The following is a 15,148-nucleotide window of genomic DNA, read 5'->3' on the forward strand; positions in this document are numbered from 1 at the left end:
GGAGCTGTTCATGAAGAAGTGCCTCAAGTCTGTCCAGTCGCGACTGCGCGCCGTGGGTGCTGTTGCCCACCGTCGCTTTTTGAGCCGTCGCGAAATTCGCTCAACGCTCATCGCAGCCTGCCTCGCATTCTTCCCGCCGCTCGCGTCGGCCGTGAGCCTTAGCGATCTCGGTTCCGCGACGGACGTTATCTGCCTGATCCAGGCCTATATCAGCGGCCCGTGGCTGTACGGGATTGGTGTCGTGCTGATCATCGTTGGCGCGGTTGCGATCGCCAGTTCGGAAAGCACGATCGGCAAGCTGATTTCTTCGGTCTTCGTTGGCCTGGGCCTCGCTGCGTGCGCGGTCAATATCGTGAAAAACCACCTCGGCGTCACGTACACCTGTGCGTAAGCCAACGAAAGTGAGCCGCGGCCTGTCGCTGCCGCGCCAGATGGGCGGTGCTGATCGCGCTCTCGCAATCGCGAACGGCACGCTCACGATGCTTCTCTGCTACTCGAGCATGACATTCGCGTTTCTACCCGTGGGAATCGTCATCCATTGGGTGCTGCGTTGGAAAAGTAACCGCGATCCCTGGTGGCGGGACGTCATGCTCGTCTACAACCACTACCCCGACCTGCACGAGCCGCTGTCATCGGCGAAGTTCTCCGCCCGGTTCAAGCGGCCCTATGGCTTCGATCAGGATCTGCAATGCTGAAACGAATTGTGCGCCGCCCGGTGCAGGAGATTGCGCCGTGGGCGACGATGGTCACGCCAGAGCTTATTCTCGACAAGGACGGGTCGCTGCTTACCTGCTACACGTTCGAGGGCGTGGATGCTGACTCGCCGAACGCTGACGATATCTCGTCGGTGCGCGACAACCTGGACAATGCCTGCAAGAACTTCGACCACCGGATTACCGCGTGGTGGAGGCTCTCGCACCGCCGCGTGCAGGGCGCCATCGATGGCGCGTTCGCGGCGGACATCGACGAGTACGTGGACCGGATCAACCGAAGCCACGTGAGCAGCGGGAAATACTTCCGCAACACCCACTCGCTCTCGCTCGCCTACACGCCCGAAACAGGCATCAACAAGGTGTTCGACAAGGTTGCGTATCACATGACGGTCGGCGGGAAGTCGATGTTGCCTGCCCTCATTGAGACAGCGAAAGACACCTTCTTCGCACGGAGCGCCTTCGTCTTCGACCTCGAACGCATGACGACGGACATCAAGCGGTTTGAGTCGATCCTCGACGCATTCAAGGGCGGTGTAACGCGACTCAAGGTGAAGCGACTGGAACTGCAGAACACGCTGTCCTACCTGCATCAGACGGCCAACCCGTCCGTGCCGCCGCGCCGTGTCCGCTATCCCGTCACCATGCTGGACACGCATCTCACCGAAAGCACGGTCGTCTATGGCGCCGAGCACCTGATGTTCGAATCGGCGCATGGTACGCGCTTCGCGAAGATCGTGGCCGTCAAGGAATGGATGGGATTCCAGGAAGCGGCGCTCGACGTGCTGTCCGAAGTCGATGCAGAACTGGACATCTGCGTGATGTTCCGCTTCCTTGATACCGCCAAGGCCAAGCAGTACATCGACAAGATCCGCAGCTTCTACAAGATCGCCGCGTTCAACCCGATGGCGATCATCAAGGCCTTCTTCTCGAAGGAAGAGCAGAAGAACGATAAAGGCCGGATGATGCTTGCAGAAGAGGCGGAAGATGCACTCGCGAAGATCACGGCAGAAGGGCAGCAGTATGGGTTCGCCAACATCTCGGTCATTGTCTACGGTGACACCGCCAAAGAATGCGACGATGCGACGCGCGAAGTCGTCGGCAAGATCGGCAGCGCGGGATTTGGCGTGGTCCTCGAAAAGGACAACCTCGCGGCCGCGTGGAATACGACGCTGCCGGGCCGTTGGGACAAGCAGAAGCGGCTGCAATTCGTTGAGACGCCCGCGGTATCCGATATCGCGCCGGTCCGCAGTGTGGCGGAAGGTAGCGCTGTTAATGCATGGCTGACGCAGCAGTCGGGTCAGAAGACGGGGCCGCTCACCATGCTGCCCACGCGCCACAAGACGTTGCAGCGTGTGAACCTGCACCGGCCGGGCGGCGCTTCGCACCTGCTCGTCCTTGGTCCGATCGGCATGGGCAAGTCGATCATGCTCAACTTCCTCATGTCGCAGACGGGGCGTCACGGCGCCCGACGCGTGCGCTTTGACAAGGACCGCTCGACGCGAATTCCGACGGTCCTGGCGGGCGGGCGCTTTGTTGATGCGACCGGACGCTTTGAGGCGGCGACGTCGGTCAATCCGTTGTCCCTTCTATGCGACGAGCAGCACTATTCCTATGTCGCCGAATGGGTGCAGATGGCCATTGAGGACGATACCTTCCGCTGCAGCAAGAATCAGGAGCGGGAGATTTTCGAGGCAGTCAGCACCCTTGGCGACGGCTACGGGGCGGAATTCTGGACGCTGTCCTATCTGACCACGATGCTATCCATCGAGCTGCGTGAACGGTTGGCCGTCTGGACGAAGGGCGAGAAAAATGGACGGTTCTTCGATCACGTCGAAGACGCGTTCACGCTGTCCGATGACCTGTCCATCGAAATGGGCGATCTGTTCAACAACTTCCCGGTCGCCGCCGCGCTGTTCATGGATTACGCGTTCTACCGGATCGCGCAGTGGCTCGACGGCAAGCGCTACACCGTGATCGAGGTCGAGGAGGCGGGCTTCTTCTTCCAGAACGAACGCTTCTACAAGCGTCTGGAGGTCTGGGCGGTGACCATCCGGAAGCTGAACGCGACGTTGATGATGGCGACGCAGTCGCTCGCACAGGTCGCACGTATCGCGGACTTCGAGGTGCTCAAGGAAAACATCCCGAACATCATCTATCTGCCCAATCCCGATGCGAAGAATAACCTGCATCTTTATCGCGACAAGTTCGGCCTCACGCTCGACCAGATCCAGATGATTGTCGAGGCCGCACCCAACCGCGACTACCTGTGGGTAACACCGGACCAGACACGCATGCTGCAGGCGAGTTTCCCCAAGGAGACGCTCGCCGTATTGCGTTCGGACGGCCGCGCTCAGGCCGTGCTCGACAGGCACGTCAAGTCGGGGGCGGCGAACTGGCGCGAGGCCTACCTTGCCGAAATGACCACTCTCGACTGAGGAACCAACGATGAAGAAGACTCTTGCGCGCCTTGCCCTGACCGCTGGGCTGACGTTGTGTGTGTCGCACGCTGCATACGCGACGTTACCGGTCATCGATCCAGCAAACCTGATCCAGACCACGATCACGGCCCTCCAGACCCTCAAGACCGAGGTGTATCAGGACAGCAATATCGCGTACCAGTACCAGATGATGGCGAACCAGCTTCTCCAGGCGACGAACCTGGACCCGGCCGCTATGAAGGCGCAGTACGACCAGATCACCGGCGATATCTCAAAGTACAAGCAACTCGCCGATAACGCGACCAGCCTGTATGGCGACCTTCAGAATGGCAACCAGTGGCTTTCGCACGTGCAGACGATGGTCTCCCGTTCGGGCAAGTCAAACGCGCAATGGTTCGCTGATATGGGCACGCTTTACAGCCAGCGCGACAATCAGGCGACCCAGTTAATGCAGACGGGTAACAACGTAGTCCAGCATATTCAGGCACTCACGAAGCGGCGACAGGAGTTGCAGTCGCAAATGTCGTTAACGCCGACCGCGCAGGCTACCGCGGAACTCACGACGCACTATCTCGACGTGGTTTCTAGCCAGATGAGTGACATGCTTCAGATGATGGCGAACAAGACGCAGAAGGATGCTCAGCAGCAGTCTGCGGATAACGCCGAGGACAAGTCGCGATCAGCCAACGCAAAGGCTTTCCTCGACCAGCAGGCCGCAGAGCGCGCGGCGTACGGCTACTAGGGGAGCGCAAAAGCGACATGTTGCTGCGTGATATCAAACATCTAGCGGTTGCCTGTGTGCTGGCGCTGTTTGCGATCGGCGCGTCGCCGGCGTTCGCTGACGACGCGTCTGCGCCCGCGGCAACCAGTGGTACGACCGCCAATCCGTACGTGAGTGCCGGTGAAACTGCGGCGGGCAATGCCCGTGCGATCGACAAGATCACCGCCATGTTTTCGTCGATCATGAATACCGCAGTCGAGGCCTCCCAGAGTATCCAGAAGGAATCGGACAAGTTCGCCAGCGGACTGGCGGTGATTACGATCGTTCTCGCGGCTGTGCGCTTTGCCGCGACAAAAGACCCGGTGATGGCGTGGGTGGCGCTGCTGGAAGAGCTCGGCATTCTCGGCATCTTTGCCTCGATCTACGTCGGTTTCGCAAGCTGGGCACCGAACTTCTATAAATGGTTCGTCTCGCTGGCCAACGACATCGGGGGCGCGGATATGACCAGTGCGCTCAGCATCATGGGAAATGCGGCCGGCCAGGTCTACGATTCTGCCGTCCAGGCGTGGTCCGGCATCGGCTTCAAGCTGACAATGATCCCGGACGTGGTTATTGCGACGGTCCCGCTGTTTTTCGCCTGGGCGCTGCTTTCGATCACGGCCATCATCTTCGTGTTCTTTATCAACATCGGGCAATTACAGTTCGCGGCGGGCGTGGTGATGGGGCAGATCGCCTTCGCGCTCGGTTTCTCTTCTTTCACGCGCGGCTACTTCAAGACGTGGCTCGACTACATGGTCAGCGCGGGCATGTATATCGTCGTTGCTGCGATCCTGATGCGCCTGGTTACACACAATATGGTGAACGCGGTCCAGGACGCCGCAAAACTCGGTCTGACGACGTCGGGTGCGGCCGCACAGGTATTCGACCTGGCCTTCTTCGTGTTCCTCGTATCCTTCGAGATTCCCAAGATTGCAGGTATGTTCGGTGGTGGCGCGAATGCCAGCGGCGCAATCATCGGCAAGGTCGCGAAGACTGCGACGGCGGGCATCGTATGACGCTGCACGCCCCTTTGACGAGCGATGCGCTAATCGCACAGCACGAACGACGCGTCGACCTGATTGCCCAATGTGCGAACGAAGTCAGCAAGGCTGATTTCGAGCGCAGATGGATGAGTGTGCTGCGGTCATGTGCTGGCTGGTTCTCGTCGCTGCCGCTGCGGCCAGACCTGTATCGCGAGCCTGGCGGCGCATTCCGTTGCACAGTGGAAACCGCCTTCTACGCGATGCGGCTCGCTGGTGGACAGAAATTCGGTACCAGCCTGCCATCGGAAAAGCGCCGCCGCGTCGAGCCGCAATATAACTACGCGGTGTTTCTGGCCGCAGTCTGTTCCCGGCTTGACGAACCGTACCGGCATTTCGTGATCGAGCGTGACACGGACCAGCAAGCGTGGAATCCTTCGGTGCACGGTGCGGCCGGGGCATGGCTGGCAGGTTCCGAATATCGTGTCTCACGCCGGGAGCAACCGTTGCCTGTCGAGCGTATGCGTACGGGGATGCTGGCGCAGATTCTCGTTGGCTCCGATCTGCTGTCCGGACTCGATGGTGAGGTGCTGTCGGACCTGTTCGGCGCGATCAATCCGAACATGCAGCCGTTGGGGGCCGAGTCGGTGCTGCATAAGGTCGTCCGCCAGGGTGTGAGCACTGCCGACGAATTCGACCGCAAGGCGCAACGCGCCGTATTCGCGCCAGTGCAGTTCGGTGTGCCATCAGCCGTGCACGTCGCCGCCGAGCTGGAGCCTGTGATTGCGCCGGCGCCTGCCACGCAGCAGGCGGCCGCACCTTCGGCGCCACCCGCAGCTGCGCCGGTTGACCTGGCCGCAGCCGTGCCGGTTGTCCCGCCGGTCGACGCCGCTGCAGCGCCGGAAAACGCATCAATGCCGCAGTCGCAGCCGTCGGCAGTCTCAGCGGCAGATGGGAAGCCTTCGCCGCAGACGCTGCGCGAGGCGTTGGGCATTCCGCCCGCGACAGAGGTCCCCGCGGCCACACCCGCGCCTGCGGCCGTCGACCCGAGCGCCATGAAGGCGCCGGCGCAGCCGACCGGCGCCCGTCGCGACTCGGCGCCGCCGGCGGCCTTCGATGAAGTGCTCAAGGGCGTGCCGAATCTCGTGCGCGAGCTGTTCCAGGCGCTGCGCGAGGATGTCGCGGCAGGGAAGGCAGCGGTGCAGTGGAATGACAAGGGTCTCGTGCTCCCGAAGCGCCTTGTCGGCGGGTACGGCGTCAGCAGTAGCACGCTCGTTGAACATATGCGCAAGCGCAGCCTGATGGTCGCCGATGAAGCGACCCAGATCACGCTCACGCCGCGTGCTGGCCAACTCATTCTCGACAGACCCGCATGATCACCCCTTACATCAATCATTTCAGGCCGATTTACGAGTTTCGCGCGGCCGTGTTCTGGCTCGCGGCGCTCGTCATGCTGCCCCTGTCGGGAATGCCCTTCGCGTGGATCTTCGCACTGGTCGCGCTGGCGTTTCTCACGATGCGTTCGTGGCAGATCTGGCGCGCGCTGAAATTCCGTATGGCCATTTCGACGAAGTGGCTGACGACCCTGCAGATCCCCAAGCTGCTGCAGATCCAGAAGCGGATGAAGGAGGAGGCGAACTCGATGTACCTTGGCATCGGGTTCGAATGGACGCAGAAGCACTGCCAGATAGCCCACGACATCCTGCGCATGCCGACCACCGATATTCCGGGGCTGCCGAAATGGCTGAACAAGACGAAAACCGGCCGCAAGATCGAGGAGGCAATTGAAGGCCTGTTCGCGCCGAAGGACAGTGTCCGCGATCGCATGCCGCAGGGTGCGTCGTGGATACACGGGCTTGAGCCGAAGAAAGCGCTGGTGCCATTTCACTACAAGTCGATGGGCGGTCACACTGCCGTTGGTGGCACGACGGGCTCGGGCAAGACCCGCACCTATGAGGTGATCTCGACCCAGGTTATTCACCTTGGCGACGTGCTAATCAACGTCGACCCGAAGAATGACAAGGACTGGAAGCTGCGTGCGGAAAAGGAAGCCGCGCGAACCGGCCGAAAATTCCTGTATTTCAACCAGGCCAAGCCGTCCGAGTCCGTCCGGCTCGAACCACTCGACAGCTGGTCGCAGCCGTCCGAAATTCCCAGCCGTATCGCGCAGTTGATGGAGGAGGGTCCCTTCCGTGACTTCGCCTACCTGTTCATCAGCCGCTCGGTAAACGGTGAGCTATACATCGGTGACAAGCCGAATCTCCGCTCTATCCTGAAGTATGCACAGGGCGGTATCGCACCGCTGCTGGAAAAGGCGCTCCGGCGCTTCTTCGCAGAAAAAGGGCTGACAGACTGGGAGCACCAGGTCGCGACGGAAACCACGCGACAGGGGCAGCGTAACAATGCCGTCTCGCTCGTAGACGGAATGATCGGGCTATACAACGCCCGGTTCGCCTCCCAGGAGCAGGGTCATGAAGCGATCGACGGCCTGATCGCCACGCACACGCACGACCGCGAGCACTACATGCGCATCATCGCGTCGGCGCTGCCGTTGCTCCAGATGCTGGCGACGGGCGAAACCGGCCTCATGCTCGCGCCGAAGGTCGACGACTTCGAGGACGAGCGCGAGGTGTGGACCATCGAGAAAGTGATCCGCCAGAAAGCGATCCTGCATATCGGTCTGGATTCGCTCTCGAACAGCATCGTGGCAAAGGCCATCGCGTCGATGCTGCTGGCTGACGTCTCTGCCGTCTGCGGCTCGATCTACAACTTCTACGAGACGCCGCCCGACGTGGTCCTGATCATTGACGAGGTGGCCGAAGCCATCAACGAACAGGTGATCCAGATCCTCAACAAGGGACGCGGGGCAGGCTTCAAGGCGTTTGTCGCCTTCCAGACGCGTGCCGACCTCGAAGCGAAACTCGGAAACGCCGCAAAAATGCTGCAGGTTTTGGGGAACCTGAACAACCAGATCATCCTTAGACTCGAAGACACTGATACGGCACAGTGGTTCTCCGACAAGGTCGGAGAGACGGCGATTCGCAACATCACGATCACTGGCAGTACCAGTACCGGGACGGAAGCGCACCTCGGCGAATTTACCGGTGGTGTGTCGCGTTCACTTCAACTGGAGAAAGCCCCGCTGATTCCAACCCGCCTGATTCACAGCCTGCCCAACCTGCAGTATTTCATGCGCATTTCGGGCGCTGCCGTGTACCAGGGCCGCATTCCAATCCTTCAAGGCTGAAAACCTACGCATGTCTGCCGTATTCAAAAAAATCATTCGCGAACACAAACTGTCGTCCCGCCTGATCCCTGTCTTCACGCTGGCGCCGGAACTGGAGCTCGCCTGCGCACGCGTGGCCGATTTCATCGGGGAGAAGTTCATGGGCGAGTCGGAGCCGCTCATCAAGGAGATGCTCGACACCGCGATCGCCGCGTACAAGCGCACCCGCAAGACGGGCAATCCACACATCGCGTTCATGCAGGGGCTTTTCTGCCACGCGAACCTGCTGTACGCGAAGCGCTACGTCGCGCGCGATGGCGAGCGTTACTACGTCTGGCCGCCGATGCTCGAACCCGTGACGGAATTCGAGGCGCGGCACGAGGCGCGCGGCACAGAGATGGTCGAAGAGCGTTGCCCGGAAATCATCACGCAGCGTTCAGCGGCTTTCCAGCTGGCAGCACGCGCGCTGACGGGCGAGAACTTCCGGCTTTACTTCGAGGACTACGATGTCGCTCACACCTATTCTGATTGCGAAGCTGTCGAGGGTTGATCTGGACGTCGCGCGCCGCGCGCTCGGCACGGCCAACTCGCAGGACAGGCTGGATGAGTCGCGCCCCGCCGAGTTCTCCCGCGGCGGTGGCGCGCGGGCATACGGGATGGCCCTTTTCATTTCGCGGCGTCCCGTCCACTTTTACGCTGGCATGTTTGGCCTGATCCTGTTTCCGCTGTACATGCTGTGGCAGTTCGTGCCCGAGCTGGTCCAGTGGGGGATGCAAGCGTATGGCCGGTAGCCGTTTCGCCTCCCACATCAAGTGGTGGTTCTTCCTTGTGCCGTTGCTGGCGCTCTTTGTCATGCCCGCGCTTCCCGACCGGTCGCTGTTTTCCGTGCCGCCGGAAGAAGCGGAGTCGGTCCAGAACGTCGTGGGCGTTGAGCGTGCCGATGACGTTGTGACTTTGACCAATGATCGGTTCCGCCGCTGGTTCGTTGATTCGGGGATCATCCGCGCGACGCTCGATGCATCCGGCTCGGGTGAAATCGGCGAGGCAGGCGTGTCGGAATTTGCGCATGGATGGGTCCACAACTTCTGGCTCGAGGTGTATCGCGTGATTTATCGTGCGAGCGTCATGAAGTTGTGGGTGATCGGGACGCTTATCTTCTGCGCAGCGGCCTTCGTTGACGGTTCAGTGCGCCGCAAGATCAAGGCGTCAGCAGCCGGCTTCGCCAGTCCGCTTTCCTTCCACCTCGCCGGGCACGGCATCCTCCTCGTTTTCGGGATGACGTTTGCCGTTCTCGCAGCGCCGTTCCCGGTGCTCGCGCAATACTGGATCGCAGTCGCCGCAGTGCTCGGTGCGCTGTTGTGGAAGGCAGCTTCCTCGTTCCAGTAACACTTTTCCCGGAAAGCTGCTGCAAACCATGTAGCTTTCCGGGTTAGGCACCTGAGCCGGCTCGGCTCCCTACCTCTCCGCGCTACCGCCGTCCGCGTTGCGCATTCCCAGCGATCCGCACGAACTCAGAATGCAGAGAGCGACCGTATCTGCGTCCGGTCCGCGCTCGTCAACCGTGAGCGCTAGCGTCTTCGCCGCAATCTCCCCAAAAGCGAATTGAAATCGACCATGTTTCGGACGTCTCCCCGTCCGTAGCGTCGTAACAATAAGGTCGTACCACGCGCGTTTGGGCGCACTTTCCACAGGACTGAATTCACTATGACCACCATCACGGAAGAGACGAACCTCGACGCTGCCAGCAATCCCGCGGCCGCACATGCCACCATGGCGGGCGCGCCGGAGCATGCCTCGGCCACTGCGGCTCACGCGACCGGCAACGACGGCCCGGCAACGACCGACGGCGCTGACGGTGGCGAGATCGAACTCGAACTGCAGCAGATGGAAGACGCGGCGACAACCCTTCAGAAGGAAGGGATGATCAGCGAGACGGAGGCTGAGGAAAAGCGCGAGCAGGTCGCGCGCACGCGCAAGATGTTCCGCGATCTGTCGCCGGCGGAACGCGCGGCTATCGTGAAGCGCCGCCGTGAGATCGGCCGCGAACTGATGGATCGACAGCTGTCGGGCGCAGCCGTGGTCCAGGCCGCCGTTCGCCTGAATCACACGCGTCTGAAGCCGCTGTTTGAACAATGGTGGCCGTACCTGAACCGTATGAGCATCAACCTGCAGCGCTTCGGCCGGTCGACCTTCGGCGCGGAAGATCAGGGCGTGGTCACGGCGTTCTTTGAAAAGCAGGTCGGCGACCTGGAAGCCTACGTCGACGAACAACTGAGCGTCGCGCAGGGTTTCCGCGAAAAGACCGAAGCCCGCCTGAAGGAACAGGGCGATATCGTGTTTGCGCCGAGCGTCACCAAGCCGTCGCTGGAGATCGGTGTTGAAGCCTACTCGCGGTTCTCGATGCGCCTGCTGTCCCTGCTGATGAAGTTCGACAAGGTGATGGATCATTTCGATTTTCTCGTCTGGAACGGCGTGCGCGACCAGTCCGACGTCGACGAGGAAACGACGCGCTTCCTGCGCAAGTTCCATCCGATCGGCGTGCGCGGCTACATGACGCACCTGCGCCTGATGACCACGGTGCGCGGCCGCTAACAGGACTGCCACCATGCTCGACGGGCTCAACCCGCAGCAGCGCGAGGTCGCGGAACTGCGCCAGCACTGTGTTGCGATCGCGTGCCCTGGCGCTGGCAAGACGAAGACCATCGCGGCGAAAGCAGCGCTTCTGCTCGCGGACCCCGCCGCGATCGTCGGCGCTGTCACCTTCAGCAAGGACGCAGCAGTCGAGCTGCGCGACCGCATCCTGGCGCTTGCTGGTGACGGCGCCAGAAAGCGCCTTATCGCGGGCACGTTTCACTCGCTCGCGTTCAAGCAACTGGGCAAGCGCGACATCGCGACGGACGGCGACCGCATGGGGCTCATTGCGCGTGTCATCGCGGAGCTGGGTCTCGCGTGGAAGCCCGAAGAGGTCGTACCCACCATCGAGCGGATCAAGACCAATTTCGGCCGGGTACAGGCGGGCACCGAAGACGCGCAGATCTATGCCGCCTATCAGGCCGCGCTTGAGCGCAATGGCAAGATCGATTTTCAGGACATGCTGCGCCTGGCCGTCGCGGGAATGGAGGCGGGCGACATCGCGCCGTACCGCTTCACCGATCTGCTCGTTGACGAATTCCAGGATACGGACCCGCTGCAATACCGCTGGGTTGAATTGCACGCAAAGGCCAATGCAAGGGTGACTGTGGTTGGCGATGACGACCAGAGCATCTACGGATTCCGCGCGGCACTTGGTTATCGTGGCATGGAAGATTTCGCGTCCACCTTCAACGCCCAGAAGGTGGTGCTCGGTAGCAACTATCGCTGCCACGGCGAGATTCTCTCAGCGGCGGACCGCGTGATCCGGAACAACACCGACCGGATCGCGAAGCTTCTGCATGCCGAGCGTGGTCCGGGTGGCTCAGTTGCAACAAAGCGGTCCGACGACGAATATGCGGACGCTGTTGCGGCCGTCGAGACGTTGCATCCGCTGCTGAAAGCGGGCAAGTCGTGTGCAATCCTGGCTCGCACGAACCGGATTCTGGACCCGATCGAGGCCGTCTGCCGCTCGCACGGTATTCCATACTTCCGTGCGTCCGGCAGTTCCGTGCTCAATCGCCCGGAGGGCGCACTCATGTGCAACCTGCTCGGTATCGCGGAAGGGCGCAAGCAGAACGGGCTGGATGCGGTTTTCGGCTACATGGGCGTAAGCACGCCACTTCTTGCCGTGCTGCACCGTGACATGGGGGCAGAGCTCGTTCAACGTCTCAAGAAGGATCTCGTCGCGCTTGGTCTGCCCGAAGACACCGCGACGGTCTATCGCAGCTTCATGAAGCGCCTCTCCGAATGGCAGGCGATGTGCGAACGGAGTTTCTACTCGCTCGTGCTCGACGGCGTGCATGAGTTGATGATGACGTACGCGAAGAAAGACCAGTCCATCCGCGCGATCCAGGGAACCTACGACGTGATATCGCGGCTTTCTGGCACCTTCGCTGAGCGGATCGAATACCTCCGTCGCGACAACAACAAGCCAACCAGGGATGCGCTCGTCTTGACAACGATGCACAGTTCGAAAGGGCTGGAATGGGACCACGTGTGGATCTCGCGGGCGGAAGAGGGCGTCGTGCCGGACGAAAAGAGCACCGAGTCTGAAGAGCGCCGGCTTTTCTATGTTGCGATGACCCGTGCGCGCGACGGCCTGACCATCGCGACCATCAAAAAGAATCCCGTTTCCCGGTTCCTGATCGAATCGTCTATCCAGTAACTGCTGATTCGTTTCCTCGGAGTGATCATGCTCGACCGCGTGTTTCGCAGATTCGGCTACGTGCCGATCTCGACGGTAAGCCTTGTGCCGCATAGCGAGGCGCTCCCTTTGCGTGAACCCTTGCATCGCCTGCACGCGCACGGGTTCGACAGGTCGAGTGCCAGTGCGGACGCGTTATGCGCATGGCACGTAGACGGTGAGGGATTTCACTTTGCCATCGGTCGGGATGACTGGGCACCACTCGTGGCCGCCGGCTTCTGCCTTACCGACAACGACGAGTGCCGGGCGTGGCTGGACGAGGCGTTACGCACGCGCGCATGGATTGCACACGACATGCTCGCGTCGTGGCATGACGCAAACCGGAATGTGATGCGGGGCTTCGGAACCCGGCTGGACGAGCGCAGCGCGCAACAGCAGGCGCTATCGGTCGCGGGCTCGGAGCACGAGATTGCGCCGCTCGTCAAAGCGAATGAAATGGCGGAACTCTTCGCGCTCACGTGGAAGCGATACTATCTGTCCTCTCCATTCCAGCGGCTCGGCAACTCGGCTGCGTTCAACAGGCTCGCCCTACATCACACACTCCGGCTCGCGGCTCAAACGAACGAACACGCGCTTGAGCGGGTGCTCGAATGGTTGGCGTTGTGGCTAGAAGCCCGAGGCCTGACGGTCGACCGGAGAGAGCAGCTTGTGTATATGCCGGGCTATCAGGCGCTCTATTTTCGCAGCGACGCAGAACAGTGGCCCTGATCCGTCGGCAACCGAACGAAAAAGGGGCGCCCGAGGGCGCCCTTTGCATTTGCTACGCGTGATGGTCAGAGATCCGCGTTGTGCAGCTTGAGCGCGAGACGATAGTGAGGGTCACCGAGCGGCACATCGATGCTTTGGCCGTCTGCAATGTCGACAATAACCTTGTTGACCTTCAGCCCCTTCGTGCTGACGGTTTCGGATCGGCAGTCGGCAGGACCGTCTTCGTGCTTGCCCACGAACTCGGTGTCCTGAACGCTGACGGACAGTTTCGCCCGGGTTCCGTCGACCACGACGGGATCGATAAACATCGCGAGCCCGACAAAGACGCTATCGCTCGCGAGGCTGGTTGCGTTGCCGACTTTGGTGCACTTGCCATAGCCGATCTCGGTGCCGCTGCGCATCGCGTAGGGAGCTTTTCCGACAATTTCATCCTTGATGATCGAGGTGCCCGTCGCGATCTGATGACCGTCCTTGTACAGAGCGACGTCGAGTTGTTGCTGCAGCGACGTTACTTCGGCGTGCGCACAGGTGATTGACGCGCCAGTGATGATGACCGGGACGAGAGCTTTGATAATGCGGTTCATGAGACTCCTGAGCGTGGTGGATTTTGGTGTCGATGGGTCAAACGCTTGCCGCTGTGCGCGACAGCTGTTGCACGTTGCTTGCGGCGTTCTCTATGGTCAGGTCGCTTTTGCGTTTGACCTGGCCTTCGAGCGACGCGCGCGGTCCGAGACGGATCGTCCCGTAGTAATAGACGTTGCCAATGACCCGGCCATTGATTTCGAGAACTCCCCGCGCGTGCACGTCGCCCTCGACCGTGCCGTCCACGCGAACGTGCTCGCCTTCGACCTGGCCTTTGACCATGCCGCCCTGACCGATATGCAGGAGGCCAGCGTTCGACACAATGTTGCCGTCCACGATGGCAAAGCTGCTGAGCCCGTGATCGAGAAAGACATTCCCGTGGATTGAAAGACCTGCGGACAGGAGCGTGACATTAAGCGGTTGCGGCTTCATCGGATGCCTCATCAAAAGAGCTGTACGTCGCCAGCCTTTGCGGGCTGTGCTTTGGGTTGAGCGGGCGCGGCCGATTCAGGCGATGTCTCGCTGTTTGTGGCTGCGGTCGCATGACGGGTAACCCGGTGCAGCGGGCGCAATGCGGGGTGTTGCTCGGGCTTGGGTGCCTCCGGCGTCGTTGACACAGCTGACTTGACCTGTGTTGTCGACGAGGTTGCGGCGGAGGGCTGCGCAGGCTGATTTCGCGTCTGCGCTTCTGCCGTCGCGGGCGGCGTCGTTGGGGCTGCCGACGAGGGCGTCGCAACAGCACTCACCGGTGCAACTGGCGGCGACTGTCGCGGCGCTCGAATGGGGGACGCCGCAGCAGCCACGTTCTCGGCGGCGGGGCGAGTGGTCGGCACAGTCTGTGCGACCGCCGGATTGGAATTGGCTGCCGCGAGCGAACGCGCGTCGACATTGGCCAGCGCGGATTGAGCGACGGGCTTGTGCGTGTCGAAATCGCTCGACGTCAGCGGTCGCGCGGGATTGACGTCGATCGGCATCTCGCCTTGCGGCCCGCTCGCCGGGATCGAGCCGGGCGCCTGCTTCGCAGCGCTCGCGACAGCGGCGATTGGAGCAACCACGGTCTCATGCATCGCGTGCCAGATACGCGCGATGCTCATCCCACCGCCCGCCGCAACGGCTGCGATGGCAAGCGCGACGAGAGCGGGCTTCCCAGCCTTGCGCAGCCCGCCGGCGAAGGCCAGCGCGCGAACACGCGCACTCGGTCCGGCATCGGGAGCCGGTAGCGCGGGCATGGCCGCCGTATGACTCGCTATGTCGATGATCACCGGCTGCGCGGTGTACTGCGCGTGCAGTGCCTGAATTTCCCTTAGGTCCATCATTTCTCTCCTGTGACAGAGTTCGAGCGTAGCCACCCCGCCACGAAGTCAAGTTCGTGCCGGACGCTGCCATGGTCTGCAAAGAATGGCGT

The 15,148-nt window shown here is 61.4% G+C and carries 16 protein-coding genes; 13 read left to right on the plus strand and 3 right to left on the minus strand.

Annotated elements, in window-relative coordinates; all coding sequences use genetic code 11:
• Positions 1-10 precede the first annotated feature (10 nt).
• The 13 genes from C2L64_RS44700 (at position 11) to C2L64_RS44760 (ending at position 13,161) form a co-directional block, all read left to right on the plus strand.
• Positions 11-391 carry a TrbC/VirB2 family protein gene (locus C2L64_RS44700; protein WP_103153811.1) on the plus strand — a complete coding sequence of 127 codons (381 nt, stop codon included), beginning with the start codon at positions 11-13 and terminating at the stop codon, positions 389-391.
• The gene (locus tag C2L64_RS44705) at positions 384-695 is read left to right on the plus strand and encodes a VirB3 family type IV secretion system protein (protein WP_103153812.1); all 312 of its coding nucleotides are present in this window, start codon (positions 384-386) and stop codon (positions 693-695) included. Before C2L64_RS44700 ends, C2L64_RS44705 begins: the two co-directional genes overlap by 8 nt.
• Positions 689-3,148 carry a VirB4 family type IV secretion system protein gene (locus C2L64_RS44710; RefSeq protein ID WP_103153813.1) on the plus strand — a complete coding sequence of 820 codons (2,460 nt, stop codon included), beginning with the start codon at positions 689-691 and terminating at the stop codon, positions 3,146-3,148. The genes C2L64_RS44705 and C2L64_RS44710 overlap by 7 nt, the downstream gene beginning before the upstream one ends.
• Positions 3,149-3,158: 10 nt before the next feature.
• Positions 3,159-3,893, plus strand: a complete 735-nt coding sequence (locus C2L64_RS44715; RefSeq protein ID WP_103153814.1) for a type VI secretion protein — start codon at positions 3,159-3,161, stop codon at positions 3,891-3,893.
• 17 nt (positions 3,894-3,910) lie between these two features.
• A complete protein-coding gene (locus tag C2L64_RS44720; RefSeq protein WP_103153815.1) occupies positions 3,911-4,927 on the plus strand; it encodes a type IV secretion system protein in 1,017 nt (338 codons plus the stop codon).
• On the plus strand, positions 4,924-6,267 hold the full coding sequence (locus tag C2L64_RS44725) for a TraI domain-containing protein (protein ID WP_103153816.1): 1,344 nt from the start codon (positions 4,924-4,926) through the stop codon (positions 6,265-6,267). The genes C2L64_RS44720 and C2L64_RS44725 overlap by 4 nt, the downstream gene beginning before the upstream one ends.
• Complete coding sequence (gene traD / locus C2L64_RS44730) at positions 6,267-8,138, plus strand: conjugative transfer system coupling protein TraD (RefSeq protein WP_103154333.1); 1,872 nt, start codon at positions 6,267-6,269, stop codon at positions 8,136-8,138. Before C2L64_RS44725 ends, traD begins: the two co-directional genes overlap by 1 nt.
• 10 nt (positions 8,139-8,148) lie before the next feature.
• A complete protein-coding gene (locus C2L64_RS44735) occupies positions 8,149-8,667 on the plus strand; it encodes a hypothetical protein (protein WP_103153817.1) in 519 nt (172 codons plus the stop codon).
• Positions 8,624-8,908, plus strand: coding sequence for a hypothetical protein (locus C2L64_RS44740; protein WP_103154334.1), 285 nt, complete (start codon positions 8,624-8,626; stop codon positions 8,906-8,908). Before C2L64_RS44735 ends, C2L64_RS44740 begins: the two co-directional genes overlap by 44 nt.
• On the plus strand, positions 8,898-9,503 hold the full coding sequence (locus tag C2L64_RS44745; protein WP_103153818.1) for a DUF4400 domain-containing protein: 606 nt from the start codon (positions 8,898-8,900) through the stop codon (positions 9,501-9,503). Before C2L64_RS44740 ends, C2L64_RS44745 begins: the two co-directional genes overlap by 11 nt.
• Positions 9,504-9,821: 318 nt before the next feature.
• Entirely contained in the window at positions 9,822-10,709 is an 888-nt protein-coding gene (locus C2L64_RS44750) for an ATPase (RefSeq protein WP_103153819.1), read from the plus strand.
• A 13-nt stretch (positions 10,710-10,722) separates the two neighbouring features.
• Complete coding sequence (locus C2L64_RS44755; RefSeq protein ID WP_103153820.1) at positions 10,723-12,414, plus strand: ATP-dependent helicase; 1,692 nt, start codon at positions 10,723-10,725, stop codon at positions 12,412-12,414.
• 27 nt (positions 12,415-12,441) lie between these two features.
• Complete coding sequence (locus C2L64_RS44760) at positions 12,442-13,161, plus strand: hypothetical protein (RefSeq protein WP_103153821.1); 720 nt, start codon at positions 12,442-12,444, stop codon at positions 13,159-13,161.
• A gap of 65 nt (positions 13,162-13,226) precedes the next feature.
• On the opposite strand, the gene C2L64_RS44765 is transcribed toward C2L64_RS44760, so the two are convergent.
• From C2L64_RS44765 to C2L64_RS44775, 3 genes are read right to left on the minus strand one after another with little or no spacing between them, the layout of a single operon-like run.
• On the minus strand, positions 13,227-13,745 hold the full coding sequence (locus tag C2L64_RS44765) for a hypothetical protein (RefSeq protein WP_103153822.1): 519 nt from the start codon (positions 13,743-13,745) through the stop codon (positions 13,227-13,229).
• A 37-nt stretch (positions 13,746-13,782) separates the two neighbouring features.
• Positions 13,783-14,175 carry a bactofilin family protein gene (locus C2L64_RS44770; RefSeq protein WP_103153823.1) on the minus strand — a complete coding sequence of 131 codons (393 nt, stop codon included), beginning with the start codon at positions 14,173-14,175 and terminating at the stop codon, positions 13,783-13,785.
• 11 nt (positions 14,176-14,186) lie between these two features.
• Positions 14,187-15,059 (minus strand): hypothetical protein, encoded by an 873-nt coding sequence (locus C2L64_RS44775; protein ID WP_158660566.1) that lies wholly within the window; start codon positions 15,057-15,059, stop codon positions 14,187-14,189.
• Positions 15,060-15,148: the final 89 nt, after the last annotated feature.

This window comes from Paraburkholderia hospita, from assembly GCF_002902965.1.
Classification (GTDB): Bacteria; Pseudomonadota; Gammaproteobacteria; order Burkholderiales; family Burkholderiaceae; genus Paraburkholderia; species Paraburkholderia hospita.

Excerpts from the sequence above, each read along its gene's own strand:
- C2L64_RS44765 (WP_103153822.1), bottom strand. The coding sequence starts at position 13,745 with ATGAACCGCATTATCAAAGCTCTCGTCCCGGTCATCATCACTGGCGCG.
- C2L64_RS44725 (WP_103153816.1), top strand. The coding sequence starts at position 4,924 with ATGACGCTGCACGCCCCTTTGACGAGCGATGCGCTAATCGCACAGCAC.
- C2L64_RS44755 (WP_103153820.1), top strand. The coding sequence starts at position 10,723 with ATGCTCGACGGGCTCAACCCGCAGCAGCGCGAGGTCGCGGAACTGCGC.
- C2L64_RS44760 (WP_103153821.1), top strand. The coding sequence starts at position 12,442 with ATGCTCGACCGCGTGTTTCGCAGATTCGGCTACGTGCCGATCTCGACG.
- C2L64_RS44775 (WP_158660566.1), bottom strand. The coding sequence starts at position 15,059 with ATGATGGACCTAAGGGAAATTCAGGCACTGCACGCGCAGTACACCGCG.
- C2L64_RS44740 (WP_103154334.1), top strand. The coding sequence starts at position 8,624 with ATGTCGCTCACACCTATTCTGATTGCGAAGCTGTCGAGGGTTGATCTG.
- C2L64_RS44720 (WP_103153815.1), top strand. The coding sequence starts at position 3,911 with ATGTTGCTGCGTGATATCAAACATCTAGCGGTTGCCTGTGTGCTGGCG.
- C2L64_RS44770 (WP_103153823.1), bottom strand. The coding sequence starts at position 14,175 with ATGAAGCCGCAACCGCTTAATGTCACGCTCCTGTCCGCAGGTCTTTCA.
- C2L64_RS44715 (WP_103153814.1), top strand. The coding sequence starts at position 3,159 with ATGAAGAAGACTCTTGCGCGCCTTGCCCTGACCGCTGGGCTGACGTTG.
- C2L64_RS44700 (WP_103153811.1), top strand. The coding sequence starts at position 11 with ATGAAGAAGTGCCTCAAGTCTGTCCAGTCGCGACTGCGCGCCGTGGGT.
- C2L64_RS44745 (WP_103153818.1), top strand. The coding sequence starts at position 8,898 with ATGGCCGGTAGCCGTTTCGCCTCCCACATCAAGTGGTGGTTCTTCCTT.
- C2L64_RS44710 (WP_103153813.1), top strand. The coding sequence starts at position 689 with ATGCTGAAACGAATTGTGCGCCGCCCGGTGCAGGAGATTGCGCCGTGG.
- C2L64_RS44735 (WP_103153817.1), top strand. The coding sequence starts at position 8,149 with ATGTCTGCCGTATTCAAAAAAATCATTCGCGAACACAAACTGTCGTCC.
- C2L64_RS44750 (WP_103153819.1), top strand. The coding sequence starts at position 9,822 with ATGACCACCATCACGGAAGAGACGAACCTCGACGCTGCCAGCAATCCC.